Annotated in this window: 10 protein-coding genes and 1 riboswitch; of the genes, 6 read left to right on the forward strand and 4 right to left on the reverse strand. The window is 70.0% G+C overall.

The features are described 5' to 3' along the window. Positions 1-9 precede the first annotated feature (9 nt). Positions 10-1266, reverse strand: a complete 1257-nt coding sequence (locus OC490_RS37265; RefSeq protein ID WP_262062469.1) for a citrate synthase — start codon at positions 1264-1266, stop codon at positions 10-12. A 97-nt stretch (positions 1267-1363) separates the two neighbouring features. Here OC490_RS37265 and OC490_RS37270 point away from each other — a divergent pair, with 97 nt between their 5' ends. Further along, positions 1364-2530, forward strand: a complete 1167-nt coding sequence (locus OC490_RS37270) for a citrate synthase/methylcitrate synthase (protein WP_262062470.1) — start codon at positions 1364-1366, stop codon at positions 2528-2530. Positions 2531-2826: 296 nt separating this feature from the next. Here the strand turns inward: OC490_RS37270 and OC490_RS37275 are convergent, their stop codons facing one another. Together OC490_RS37275 and OC490_RS37280 are read right to left on the reverse strand one after the other, a co-directional pair. Then, entirely contained in the window at positions 2827-3063 is a 237-nt protein-coding gene (locus OC490_RS37275; protein ID WP_262062471.1) for a hypothetical protein, read from the reverse strand. A 130-nt stretch (positions 3064-3193) separates the two neighbouring features. Continuing rightward, positions 3194-3739, reverse strand: coding sequence for a DUF6082 family protein (locus OC490_RS37280; RefSeq protein WP_262062472.1), 546 nt, complete (start codon positions 3737-3739; stop codon positions 3194-3196). A 322-nt stretch (positions 3740-4061) separates the two neighbouring features. On the opposite strand from OC490_RS37280, the gene OC490_RS37285 reads away from it, so the two are divergent. Continuing rightward, a complete protein-coding gene (locus OC490_RS37285; protein WP_262062473.1) occupies positions 4062-5195 on the forward strand; it encodes a CobW family GTP-binding protein in 1134 nt (377 codons plus the stop codon). A gap of 10 nt (positions 5196-5205) precedes the next feature. Here the strand turns inward: OC490_RS37285 and OC490_RS37290 are convergent, their stop codons facing one another. Continuing rightward, positions 5206-7662: a DNA topoisomerase (ATP-hydrolyzing) subunit A gene (locus tag OC490_RS37290; RefSeq protein ID WP_262062474.1), complete on the reverse strand. Its 2457-nt coding sequence runs from the start codon at positions 7660-7662 to the stop codon at positions 5206-5208. 333 nt (positions 7663-7995) lie between these two features. On the opposite strand from OC490_RS37290, the gene OC490_RS37295 reads away from it, so the two are divergent. The 4 genes from OC490_RS37295 to OC490_RS37310 all read left to right on the forward strand — a co-directional run bounded on the left by OC490_RS37295 (position 7996) and on the right by OC490_RS37310 (position 12772). Beyond that, entirely contained in the window at positions 7996-9369 is a 1374-nt protein-coding gene (locus tag OC490_RS37295) for a M16 family metallopeptidase (protein WP_262062492.1), read from the forward strand. Further along, the gene (locus OC490_RS37300) at positions 9366-10754 is read left to right on the forward strand and encodes a M16 family metallopeptidase (protein WP_262062475.1); all 1389 of its coding nucleotides are present in this window, start codon (positions 9366-9368) and stop codon (positions 10752-10754) included. Before OC490_RS37295 ends, OC490_RS37300 begins: the two co-directional genes overlap by 4 nt. 202 nt (positions 10755-10956) lie before the next feature. Beyond that, a riboswitch (cyclic di-AMP (ydaO/yuaA leader) is annotated at positions 10957-11120 on the forward strand. 13 nt (positions 11121-11133) lie between these two features. Then, positions 11134-11889: a M23 family metallopeptidase gene (locus OC490_RS37305; protein ID WP_262062476.1), complete on the forward strand. Its 756-nt coding sequence runs from the start codon at positions 11134-11136 to the stop codon at positions 11887-11889. Between the two features lie 187 nt (positions 11890-12076). After that, the gene (locus OC490_RS37310; protein WP_019072942.1) at positions 12077-12772 is read left to right on the forward strand and encodes a GntR family transcriptional regulator; all 696 of its coding nucleotides are present in this window, start codon (positions 12077-12079) and stop codon (positions 12770-12772) included. The last annotated feature ends 156 nt before the right edge of the window (positions 12773-12928 follow it).

Here is a 12928-nt window from a genome sequence, read left to right on the forward strand (position 1 = left end):
GCCAGTGTCCTACTCCGGTAGTGGTTGAGGCGGTTTCGGGCCGACGTAGTGGCCGCTGGGCCGCATTCGCAGCGGGCGCTCGCCGTACTCCTCCAGGGCGTGTGCGATCCAGCCCGCGGTCCGGGCGACCGCGAAGATCGTCTCGCCCGCGGTGGAGGGCATGCCCGAGGAGGCGGTGAGGACGGCGAGCGCCAGGTCGACGTTGGCGTGCAGCGGGGTGTGGCGGGCCGTGGTGGCGACGATGTCACGGGCCGCGGCGAGGGCGGGCCCGGCGCCGGGCACGTCCTTCAGGAGTGCGAAGAGGGTACGCGCGCGTGGGTCTTCGCCCGGGTAGAGCCGGTGGCCGAGTCCGGGGACACGACGGCCGGCCCGCAGTTCGTCGGCGACCACCGGGGCGGCGCTGCCCCGGTCGAGGACGTCGAGCAGCATCCGGTGCGCCAGGCCGCTGGCCGCTCCGTGCAGCGGGCCTTCGAGGACGCCCAGGCCGGAGGAGACGGCCGCGTAGGCGTGCGCGCGGGCCGAGGCGGCGACCCGCACCGCGAGGGTGGACGCGGCCAGGTCGTGGTCGACGAGCAGGCCAAGTGCCGTGTCCAGGGCGCGCAGTGACGCCTCGTCAGCGGGATGTCCGCTCAGCCGTGCCCAGAGGCGGTGGGCGAGCGGACCCTCGTCGCGGTGGGTGCGCCGCACCGGTGGCAGGGCGGCGACGAGGGTGGGGATGAGGGTGCGTGCAGTGCCGAGCACGGCGTCCTCGGACAGGTCGAAGCGCAGCGGGTCCGCGGTCGCCGCCGAGATGGCCGCGACCCGCAACCGGTCGGTGGGGCCCGCGTGTTCGGGCAGTGCGTCGACGGCGCGGCGGGCGACGGCGACGGCCGCCTTGGGTGCGGTGAACGTGATCCCGGGACGCAACTCGCCGGTCCACAGCCACTCGGCGATCTCTTCGTAGGAGTGGCGCGCGGCCAGCTCGGTCGCGTCGACGCCTCTGAAGAAGTACCGGTCCTTCTCGATGAGCGTGATCCGGGTGCGTACGGACAACTCACCCCCGGAACCCGAACTCCCGTTGCTCTCCCGTCTGTTGCGCCGGGCGAGCGCTTCCACCTCCTTGGCGTCGAAGGTGCTGCCCCGGCCACCGGGCTCGCGCCTGCTGCCCAGCTGTCCGCGACTCACGTACGCGTACACGGTCTCGGGCTTCACGCCGAGCAGCTCGGCGGTCTCCTTGGTGCTCAGCCGTCGTTCGGGGTGACCGGGAGCGGTTTCTTGATCGCGCATGGGAGTCACCGTATCCACTCCTCATTGTATTGATTCAATCAATATTGACAGAGATTGAGTCAATCATGGACATTGAAATCAAGTCCAGGGAGGAAACATGTCCATCAACAGGGCCGCTGCCACTCGTATCGAGGTTCCGCGGGGACTCGCGGGCGTCGTCGTCACCGACACCCGAATCGGTGACGTCCGGGGGACCGAGGGCTTCTACCACTACCGCCAGTACTCCGCCGTCGAACTCGCGCAGACCCGCGGCTTCGAGGACGTCTGGCATCTCCTGGCCAGCGGCGAACTGCCGGACGCCGAACAGAGCGCCGCCTTCGCCGCCGAGACCGCGGCGCTGCGCCGGCTGCCCGACGAGGTGCGGGCCGCGCTGCCCGCCGTCGCGGCGGCGAGCGGGACGTCCGGACCGCTGTCCGGCATGCGTACGGCGCTGTCGCTGCTCGGCGCCGCGAAGGGTTTCCGGCCGGTGTACGACATCGGCGCCGACGCGCGGCGCGCGGACACCCTCGTGGCCTCCGCCGCCGTACCGACGCTGCTGACCGCGCTGTACCGGCTGGGCCGGGGCCTCGACCCCGTGGAGCCGCGCGAGGACCTCTCCTACGCGGCCAACTACCTCTACATGTTGACGGGTTCGGAGCCGGACAAGCAGCAGGCCAGGGCGATCGAGCAATACTTGATCTCAACCATTGACCACGGATTCAATGCATCAACCTTCACCGCGCGGGTCATCGCGTCGACGGGGGCGGATGTGGCGGCCTGCCTGGTCGGGGCCGTGGGGGCGCTCTCGGGCCCGTTGCACGGCGGTGCGCCCAGTCGCGCCCTGGACACCCTGGACGCGATCGGCACCCCGGACCGCATCGACCCCTGGATCCGTGAACGCGTCCTCGCCGGCGACCGCATCATGGGCTTCGGTCACGCGATCTACCGCACGGAGGACCCGCGTTCACGGATGCTGCGTGCGGTCGCCCAGCAGTTCGGCGGGCCCCGGGTCGAGTTCGCGGTCGAGGTCGAACGCCAGGTGGAGGCGATCCTCGCCGAACTCAAGCCGGGCCGCGAACTCCACACGAACGTCGAGTTCTACGCGGGGCTGGTGATGGAACTCTGCGGGCTGCCGCGGGAGATGTTCACGCCCACGTTCGCTGCCGCGCGGGTGGTGGGGTGGGGTGCGAATGTGGTGGAGCAGGCGGAGGACTCGAAGATCATCAGGCCGGTCGCACGGTATGTGGGGGTGGGGGCGCCGGTGGCGGTGCCGGAGGTGGTGTGAGAGGTGCGTGAGGTCCGGCACCGGTCTGGTGCCGGACCCGCAGGGGCGCGCTCGTCGTCACTGTGGACGGGCTGGCCCGCCAAGGCGACGCAGGATCCTGGGTGTGGGGCCAGGGTGCTGACGTACCGGGCCGCTTTCGGGATTCGAACCGAGCTGCGGTGGCGTCTGGGAGTGGTCCGGGGGCTGGCGGTTCCCGCGCTGCCCGACTGCGGTCATGATTGCTGCGACAGCGGCGAGCAAGCCGCTCGCCGAGCCGATAAGCCTTGCTATGGCTTCGAGTTGATCCATGGCGTCACCTATGCATCAGGAATGTCGGCCTTGGCGCGTACGAGCGTCTCGCGGCTGATGACGACAATGCGCTCGTAGTCGGCGCGCGCGGCGTCAGGGGGGAGTTCCTCGTCGAGCGCCGCCGTGGCCTCTGTCCCGATGACGGCGAAGCTCCCGTCACTCAATTCGAAGATGTCCGGGCACGTATCGCCGGACAAGCTGCCTCGTTCGCGTGGGGACGCACCAATTCGGCGCACGATGTTCAAAGAGATCCCTGTCCTTCAGAGGGGGCGGGTGGTAGCCCACCTGGGCGGGGACAGGGTAGCCGTCCATGTTGGCAGGTCCTGACAGGGGGTTCCGGAATGGCATGTCTTGTTGACGGTGTGTCAACTCCGTTTATTCTTCTGGTGGTTCACCGACAACCCACCACTCTTCTGTGTCTGCTTCGTCCAAATCGCGGATCAGGCGGTCCACCATTCGGCCCACCTTGGCCTCGGTCGACTCTGCCTTGAGGCTGGCCCGATGGGGCTGATGGGCATGCCAGTAGTCGCGAAAGTTGGTGTTCTGGCAGATGGTCCGAAGGTGACCGTGCAGTTCCTCCCAGTTGACGATGCCCACGCGGTAGGCGAGTAAGGCGTTGTTGTACAGGGCGTTCGCGAACAGGTACTGCCGCTGCTTGACCGGCGAGTCCGCCTGGACGTTGCTGTACACGGCGGCCAGGTCCGGATCCTCCATGGCTTTGGTCAGGAGGTAGAACTGCAGCCGCTGCTGCTCCGTGAGCATCGCCTGCCTGTCACTCTGCTCCACTTCGGCGACGCGCAGTCGCAGTTCCTCGAACTTGTGCCGCTGCGCTGCGAGCGCCACGAGCACCCCCGCAGCGAAGGCGAGTCCTACGGTGGCGGTGGCGCTGGGCCCTCGCGTCCCGCGGTTCTGTGTGGCCATGTCAACCCCCGAATCAGGCGGCCGTCCGCCGGTTCGTCGGGTGCGGGTTGATGAAGACGGGGACCGGCGAGCGATGGGCGGCGCTTGCCGTCTCCCAGAGTGCCGAGCGGCTCTGATCGGCAGGGAGGCGGAGAGGAGGCGCACGGAGGGAAGCGAGGGTCGCACGAACCGGCGCCTTCCCCAACGTGTGCCCCGCGCGGAGTGCTAACAATCGTTCACTTCGCGGCGATTCTTCCGGCTCGTATCCTGGGGCGGCATTCAACCTCCGTACGTGCACCCGATCGCGATCCGGTGCACGCGTCGGCGTGAAAGAGGTCGCACGTTGAGCCAGCAGAACCCGAGCGCACGCCCGAGCCCGAGCGGGAACGCGGCGCAGGTTCCGAGTCCCCGGCAGATCCCCGTCGTCGTACTCGCCGGATTCCTCGGCTCCGGCAAGACGACCCTGCTCAACCACCTCCTGCACCGCAGCGGAGGCAGCCGTATCGGCGCCATCGTCAACGACTTCGGGGCGATCGAGATCGACGCCCTTGCCGTGGCCGGTGCCCTCGGCGACTCGACCGTCTCGCTCGGCAACGGGTGCCTGTGCTGTGCCGTCGACGCCAGTGAACTCGACGTATACCTGGAGCGGCTCGCCCGGCCGTCCACCGGTATCGACGTCATCGTCATCGAGGCCAGCGGACTCGCCGAACCGGAGGAACTGGTGCGCATGCTGCTCGCCAGTGAGCATCCGGGGATCGTCTACGGCGGACTCGTCGAGGTCGTCGACGCCGCCGAGTTCGACGACACGCGCGCGAAGCACCCCGAGATCGACCGGCATCTCTCCCTCGCCGACCTGGTCGTCGTCAACAAGCTCGACCGGGCGGTCGACGCCCCGCGCGTCCTCGGACTCGTCCGCTCCCTCACCGACCGGGCCGCCGTGGTGCCCGCCACCTACGGCCGTGTCGACCCGGAGTTCCTCTTCGACTGCCGGCCCAGTGAGGAGCGCGTCGGGCAGCTGACCTTCGACGACCTGCACGAGCACACCGGCGACGAGCACGAGCATGCAGACCATCTGCACACCGCCTACGACAGCCTCTCCTTCGCCTCCGACGTGCCCATGGACCCGCGCGGGCTGATGGCGTTCCTGGACCGCAGGCCCGAGGGGCTCTACCGGATCAAGGGGTACGTCGACTTCGGCGCCCACGATCCCCGCAACCGGTACGCCGTACACGCCGTAGGACGCTTCCTGCGGTTCTATCCCGAGCCCTGGGCGAACGGGGACGCCCGGCTGACGCAGCTCGTGCTGATCGGCAGCGGTCTCGATCCGGCCGCACTCGGCAAGGAGTTGGAGGCGTGCGAGGACGGCGACGCCCCACACGCCGACGAGCACGGCATGTGGGGCGTCCTGCGCTACGTACAGGAACCGGACCAGGAACCGGACCAGGAACCGGAATTCGAGCCGGAGTTGGAGCTGTAGGCCCGACGGGCTACACCGGGCCCGCCACCACCGACACCGTCTTCGGCAGGGACACGCCCGAGCCGTCGCGGCGCGGGTCCATCTCCGGGAGCTCGGCCGGGGTGCCGTCCCGTTGCGCGGCCTTCGCCGGTACGGCGCCCGCCCAGGCCAGGGACAGACAGTCCTCGCCCCTCAGGAAGCGCTGGCAGCGGACGCCGCCGGTGGCGCGGCCCTTGCGGGGGTACTGGTCGAACGGGGTCAGCTTCGCCGTCGTCTGGACCGAGTCGTCCAGGGTGCCGCGCGAGCCCGCGATCGTGAACACCGCGGCGTCCACGGCGGGGTCGACGGCGGTGAAGGAGATGACCTTCGCGCCCTCAGCGAGTTTGATGCCCGCCATGCCGCCGGCCGGGCGACCCTGGGGGCGGACCTGGGAGGCCTGGTAGCGCAGGAGTTGGGCGTCGTCCGTGATGAAGACGAGGTCCTCCTCGCCGGTGCGCAGCTCGATCGCGCCGACGATCCGGTCGCCGTCCTTGAGCGTGATGACCTCCAACTCCTCCTTGTTCGTCGGGTAGTCGGGGACCACACGCTTGACGACGCCCTGCTCCGTGCCGATGGCCAGACCCGGGGAGGACTCGTCGAGGGTCGTCAGACAGATGACCGACTCGCCCTCCTCCAGGGAGACGAACTCCGTGACCGCCGCACCACCGGAGAGGTTCGGCGCGGACGCCGTCTCCGGGAGCTGCGGGAGGTCGACGACGTTGATGCGCAGCAGCCGGCCGGCCGAGGTGACCGCGCCCAGCTCGCCGCGGGCGGTGGCCGGCACCGCCGAGACGATCACGTCGTGCTTGACGCGCCGGGCCTCGGCGTCCTCCGGGAAGGGCTCGCCGTTCGCCGTACGGGCCAGCAGGCCCGTCGAGGAGAGCAGCACCCGGCACGGGTCGTCGGCTACCTGGAGCGGCACGGTGGCGGCAGGTGCGCCCGCCGACTCCAGCAGGACCGTACGCCGGTCGGTGCTGAACTTCTTCGCCACCGCGGCCAGTTCGGTCGAGACCAGCTTCCGCAGCTCGGTGTCCGACTCCAGGATGCGGGTCAGCTCGGCGATCTCCGCGCTGAGGCGCTCCATCTCCGACTCCAGCTCGATCCGGTCGAACCGGGTGAGCCGACGCAGCGGCGTGTCCAGGATGTACTGCGTCTGGATGTCCGACAGCGAGAAGCGCTCCATCAGGCTCTGCTTCGCCTGCGCGGAGTTGTCGCTGGAGCGGATGATCCGGATGACCTCGTCGATGTCGACGAGCGCGGTGAGCAGGCCCTCGACCAGGTGGAGGCGGTCGCGCCGCTTGGTGCGGCGGAACTCGCTGCGCCGCCTTACGACGTTGAAGCGGTGGTCGAGATAGACCTCCAGGAGCTCCTTGAGGCCCAGCGTGAGGGGCTGGCCGTCGACCAGCGCCACGTTGTTGATGCCGAAGGACTCCTCCATCGGCGTCAGCTTGAAGAGCTGCTCCAGGACCGCTTCCGGGACGAAGCCGTTCTTGATCTCGATGACCAGGCGCAGGCCGTGCGCGCGGTCGGTGAGGTCCTTGACGTCGGCGATGCCCTGCAGTTTCTTCGCGCCGACCAGGTCCTTGATCTTGGCGATCACCTTCTCCGGGCCCACGGTGAAGGGCAGTTCGGTGACGACCAGGCCCTTACGGCGCGGCGTGACGTCGTCCACCGTCACCGTGGCGCGGATCTTGAAGGTGCCGCGGCCCGTCTCGTACGCGTCCCGGATGCCGGTCAGGCCGACGATCCGGCCGCCCGTGGGCAGGTCGGGGCCGGGGACGTGACGCATCAGGGTGTCCAGGTCCGCGTTCGGGTAGCGGATCAAGTGGCGGGCTGCCGCGATGACTTCGCCCAGGTTGTGCGGCGGCATGTTGGTGGCCATGCCGACGGCGATGCCCGACGAGCCGTTCACCAGGAGGTTCGGGAAGGCGGCGGGCAGGGCCACCGGCTCCCGCTCCTGGCCGTCGTAGTTCGGGGCGAAGTCGACCGTGTCCTCGTCGATCGACTCGGTCATCAGGTTCGCGGCCTCGGACGGCCGGCACTCGGTGTACCGCATGGCGGCGGGCGGGTCGTCGTTGCCCAGCGAGCCGAAGTTGCCGTGGCCGTCGGCCAGGGGGACGCGCATGGAGAAGGGCTGGGCCATGCGCACCAGGGCGTCGTAGATCGACGCGTCGCCGTGCGGGTGCAGCTTGCCCATGACGTCGCCGACGACACGCGCGCACTTCACATAGCCGCGGTCGGGGCGCAGGCCCATCTCGTCCATCTGGTAGACGATCCGTCGGTGGACCGGCTTCAGGCCGTCCCGGGCGTCCGGCAGGGCGCGGGAGTAGATGACCGAGTACGCGTACTCAAGGTAGGAGCCCTGCATCTCGTCGACGACGTCGATGTCGAGGATCCGCTCCTCGAACGAGTCGTCGGGCGGCGGGGTCTTCGTGCTGCGGCGGGCCATCGCTGCCGGCTCCTCTTTTCTGGTCGCTCGCCTGGGGGTCGCTCCCCTTCGGCTCACTCTTGCTGAAGCGTGAACGGGGTCTTGACGTGAACCATTGTGGACCGCGGCACTGACAACGCGGACCAGGACCCGGCGTTGGCCGCTCGGCTCCGTCACCGACGGCTGCCGCGTGGGTCCACGTGTGCGACTGCCCGCAGGCTACGCGATCTCGCTCTCGGCGTACGTCCGCCGGGAACTTCACCGACCGTCCGCACGCTTGCATACAGTGGCGGGACGAGCAGGATTTCTGCGGTTCCAGCCAGATAATCCGCGATCGAAGGGACGTACATGCCCATGGGTCACACGGCCACCGCCGAGGCAGGATCCGGCGGTCTGACAGCGACCGAACACCGTTTGGCCAACGGTCTGCGTGTGGTGCTCTCCGAGGACCACCTGACCCCGGTCGCGGCGGTGTGCCTCTGGTACGACGTCGGTTCCCGCCACGAGGTCAAGGGGCGTACCGGCCTGGCTCACCTCTTCGAGCACCTGATGTTCCAGGGCTCCGGACAGGTGAAGGGCAACGGCCACTTCGAACTGGTGCAGGGCGCGGGCGGTTCGCTCAACGGCACCACCAGTTTCGAGCGCACCAACTACTTCGAGACCATGCCCACCCACCAGTTGGAGCTCGCCCTCTGGCTCGAAGCCGACCGCATGGGCTCCCTGTTGGCCGCCCTGGACGAAGAGTCCATGGAGAACCAGCGGGACGTCGTCAAGAACGAACGCCGCCAGCGCTACGACAACGTGCCCTACGGGACGGCGTTCGAGAAGCTGACCGCCCTCGCCTACCCGGAGGGCCACCCCTACCACCACACGCCCATCGGCTCGATGGCGGACCTGGACGCGGCCACCCTGGAGGACGCGCGCGCGTTCTTCCGCACCTACTACGCGCCCAACAACGCCGTCCTGTCCGTGGTCGGCGACATCGACCCCGAGCAGACGCTCGCCTGGGTCGAGAAGTACTTCGGGTCCATCGCCGCGCACGACGGCAAGCCGACGCCCCGCGACGGCACACTGCCCGACACGATGGGCGGGGAGCTGCGCGAGGTCGTCGTCGAGGAGGTCCCGGCCCGCGCCCTGATGTGCGCCTACCGGCTCCCGGAGGACGGCACGCGCGCGTCCGACGCGGCCGACCTCGCCCTCACCATCCTCGGCGGCGGCGAGTCCTCGCTCCTCTACAACCGCCTCGTACGACGCGACCGTACGGCCGTCGCGGCCGGCTTCGGGCTGCTGCGGCTGGCCGGAGCGCCCTCCCTGGGATGGCTGGACGTCAAGACGTCCGGTGACGTCGAGGTGCCCGTCATCGAGGCCGCCATCGACGAGGAGCTCGCCCGGTTCGCCGCTGAGGGCCCCACGGCCGAGGAAATGGAGCGCGCCCAGGCCCAGTTGGAGCGCGAGTGGCTGGACCGGCTCGGCACGGTCGCGGGCCGCGCCGACGAACTGTGCCGCTACACCGTCCTGTTCGGCGACCCGCAGCTCGCCCTGACCGCCGTGCAGCGCGTCCTGGACGTGACGGCGGAGGAGGTCCAGGAGGTCGCCAAGGCGCGCCTGCGCCCCGACAACCGCGCGGTGCTCGTCTACGAGCCGATCGCGGACGAGGATGCCGGCGACGACACCGACGAAGAAGCAGCGGCCGAGGCCGGCGACGAGAACGAGGAGGCGGCCAAGTGACCGAGCTCGCCACGATGGAATTCCACCCGCAGCCCCAGGCCGGCGAGGCCCGGCCGTGGGCCTTCCCGGCGCCCGAGCGCGGGACGCTCGGCAACGGCCTGACCGTCCTGCGCTGCCACCGGCCCGGCCAGCAGGTCGTCGCTGTCGAGGTGCTCCTCGACGCGCCCCTGGAGGCCGAACCGGCTGGCCTGGACGGCGTCGCCACGATCACCGCGCGTGCCTTCTCCGAGGGCACCGACAAGCACTCCGCCGAGGAGTTCGCCGCCGAGCTGGAGCGCTCCGGTGCCACCCTCGACGCCCACGCCGACCACCCCGGGCTGCGCCTGAGCCTGGAGGTCCCGGCCTCGCGCCTGGCCAAGGGCCTCGGCCTGCTGTCGGACGCCCTCAGGGCGCCCGCCTTCGCCGACAGCGAGGTCGAGCGGCTGGTCCGCAACCGCCTCGACGAGATCCCGCACGAGACGGCCAACCCGTCCCGCCGCGCGGCCAAGGAGCTCTCCAAGGAGCTGTTCCCGGCGAACTCGCGCATGTCGCGCCCGCGCCAGGGCACCGAGGAGACCGTCCAGAAGATCGACTCCGGGGCCGTACGCGCCTTCTACGACCGGCACGTCCGCCCCGCGACGGCCACCGTCGTGGTCGTCGGCGACCTCACCGGCATCGACCTGGACGCGCTGCTCGCCGACACCCTGGGCTCGTGGACGGGTTCCAGCGCCCAGCCGCGTCCCGTGCCGTCGGTCACCGCCGACGACACCGGGCGGGTCGTGATCGTGCACCGGCCCGGCGCCGTCCAGACGCAGCTGCTCATCGGCCGTGTCGGAGCCGACCGGCACGACCGCGTGTGGCCTGCGCAGGTGCTCGGCACGTACTGCCTCGGCGGCACCCTCACCTCCCGCCTGGACCGCGTCCTGCGCGAGGAGAAGGGCTACACCTACGGTGTGCGGGCCTTCGGCCAGGTGCTGCGTTCGGCACCCGACGGCACGGGCGTCTCGATGCTCGCCATCAGCGGCTCCGTGGACACCCCGAACACGGGCCCCGCACTTGACGACCTGTGGACGGTGCTCCGCAAGCTCGCCGAGGGCGGACTCACCGACGCCGAGCGCGACATCGCCGTACAGAACCTCGTCGGGGTGGCGCCGCTCAAGTACGAGACCGCGGCGGCCGTGGCGAGCACGCTGGCCGACCAGGTCGAGCAGCACCTGCCCGACGACTACCAGGCGACGCTGTACCGGCAGCTCGCCGCGACCGGCACCGTGGAGGCCACCGCGGCGGTCGTGAACGCCTTCCCGGTGGACCGTCTGGTGACGATCCTGGTCGGCGACGCGGAGCAGATCAAGGAGCCCGTCGAGGCCCTCGGCATCGGCGAAGTGACCGTCGTTCCGGCGGAGTAGACGCAGCAGCGCCACGCGCGCGTGGGGGAGCCCTGGTGACGGAAGCGCCACCAGGGCTCCCTATTGTCCGAATTGGGGGAGAGGTTGCCTGTCTGCCCTGTGGCGTGCGCTACAAAAACCGTGATCCGTTTGGGGATTGAAAGTGGCCCCCCTTAGCGTCGGTCCGGCTGTCCGTCAGGCACCGCGCCGCACTCGCGGCACCGGACAGTCATCGCCGAGTCCCCGTACGGCGCGAGCCAGGGGAGCCGGGGACCCACATGAGTCCCTGGGGTGAATCGGACACCCGCGCGCAGAGCGAGGGAGTCCGTAGGAGACCTTCCTGCTCCGAACCCGTCAGCTAACCCGGTAGGCGAGAAGGAAGGAAAGGACCAGCCACTTCATGGCGTTCACCCGCGCCACCGGGAAGCACCGTCGCCCGAGCCGGACCCACCGCACCACCGTTCGCGCCGCGAGTGTCGCGGCTCTCGCCACCTCCGGCGTCGTAGGCACCCTGGCCGCCGCCCCGGCGTTCGCCGCGGAGCCCACCCCCGAACAGACCGGCCTCACCCCTGTCGTCGCCATGGGCGATGCCGTGGCCGAGAAGATCGACGCCCAGGCCGTCGCCCAGCAGCAGGCCGCCGCCGAGACGCTGGCCGAGGAGACCGCCCGCGCCAAGGCCGCCGCCCAGGCCGAGGCGGCCCGTGAGGCCCAGGCGCGCGCCGCCCGCGAGGCCGAGCGCAAGAGGCTCAACACCTTCGTCGCGCCGGTCGCCAACTCCTATGTGTCCACCGGCTACAAGACCGGTGGCTCGCTGTGGTCCTCCGGCACCCACACGGGCATCGACTTCCACGCCTCGACCGGCACCAGCGTCCACGCGGTGGGCTCCGGCACCGTCGTCGAGGCCGGCTGGGGCGGCTCGTACGGCAACGAGGTCGTGATCAAGATGGCCGACGGCATGTACACCATGTACGGCCACCTGTCGTCCATCGGTGTCTCGGTCGGCCAGAAGGTCACCCCGGGTCAGCAGATCGGCCTCTCCGGGGCGACCGGCAACGTCACCGGACCGCACCTCCACTTCGAGGCCCGCACGACCGCCGAGTACGGCTCCGACGTCGACCCCGTCGCCTACCTCCGCAAGCACGGCGTGAACGTCTGACGACGCAGCGCCGCACTTCCCGAAGCCCTGGCCCGCCGGCCGGGGCTTTCGGCGTTTCCGGAGCCCTCCTGTCCAAAAAATATCCATGGATTCCGGCCCGCCATCGGAAATTCCCGCTGATTGCAATAGAGTCACGGAACACACGTCAATCGTCGACGTTTCACGGGGATTAAGGCGGAGGTCGGACATGCGTATTCCGGCGCACTCGGTATGCACGGCGATCCGGGACGACATCGTCGCCGGTGTCTACGAGCGCGGCGGCCGGCTCACGGAGGAACTCCTCGCGCGCCGGTACGGCGTCTCGCGCGTGCCCGTGCGGGAGGCCCTGCGCACGCTGGAGGCGGAGGGGTTCGTGGTGACCCGGCGGCACGCGGGCGCGTGCGTCGCGGAACCGACCGAGCAGGAGGCCGCCGACCTGCTGGAGATGCGGATGCTGCTGGAGCCGCTCGGTGCCTCGCGGGCCGCCCAGCGGCGCACCGAGGCCCACCTCAAGGTGTTGCGCGGACTCGTCAGGCTGGGCCAGGAGCGGGCCAGGAGGGGCAACAGCGAGGATCTGCGCTCCCTGGGCAGCTGGTTCCACGAGACGCTGGCCCAGGCCTCCGGAAGCCCCGCTCTGACCTCGATGCTGACCCAGCTGCGGCACAAGATCGCCTGGATGTACGCGGTCGAGGCGCCGGCCAACCCCGTGGAGTCCTGGGCGGAGCACGGGGCCATCGTGGACGCCGTGGCGCGCGGCGACGCCGAGCGCGCGCGGGCGATCACGGCCCTGCACACCGAGCGCGCGGGCACCGCGCACCGGCTGCGCTTTCCCGGCGGCGCGAACGGCACGGACCGTGTGAGGACTTCGCAACCTCCCGTAAACATGTCGGGTCTCCGGCATTAACACGGGCGCCGTATACAAAGAGGAGATAATTCGCGGGGGATTATTTCTGCTGCCCGCAAGTGGAATTGCGAAGGGCTCGCCCGGTAATTCGGGCGAGCCCTTCGTGGGTGCGGTACATCGTTTTTACGGCGAAAGCACCGCAACCATCAATTGCGG

It is taken from the genome of Streptomyces sp. STR69, from assembly GCF_024519455.1.
Lineage (GTDB): Bacteria > Actinomycetota > Actinomycetes > Streptomycetales > Streptomycetaceae > Streptomyces.

What these genes read in the sequence shown, in the direction of transcription:
- OC490_RS37280 (WP_262062472.1), bottom strand. Translation starts at nt 3,739, where the DNA reads ATGGCCACACAGAACCGCGGGACGCGAGGGCCCAGCGCCACCGCCACC.
- OC490_RS37270 (WP_262062470.1), top strand. Translation starts at nt 1,364, where the DNA reads ATGTCCATCAACAGGGCCGCTGCCACTCGTATCGAGGTTCCGCGGGGA.
- OC490_RS37295 (WP_262062492.1), top strand. Translation starts at nt 7,996, where the DNA reads ATGGGTCACACGGCCACCGCCGAGGCAGGATCCGGCGGTCTGACAGCG.
- OC490_RS37265 (WP_262062469.1), bottom strand. Translation starts at nt 1,266, where the DNA reads ATGCGCGATCAAGAAACCGCTCCCGGTCACCCCGAACGACGGCTGAGC.
- OC490_RS37310 (WP_019072942.1), top strand. Translation starts at nt 12,077, where the DNA reads ATGCGTATTCCGGCGCACTCGGTATGCACGGCGATCCGGGACGACATC.
- OC490_RS37290 (WP_262062474.1), bottom strand. Translation starts at nt 7,662, where the DNA reads ATGGCCCGCCGCAGCACGAAGACCCCGCCGCCCGACGACTCGTTCGAG.
- OC490_RS37305 (WP_262062476.1), top strand. Translation starts at nt 11,134, where the DNA reads ATGGCGTTCACCCGCGCCACCGGGAAGCACCGTCGCCCGAGCCGGACC.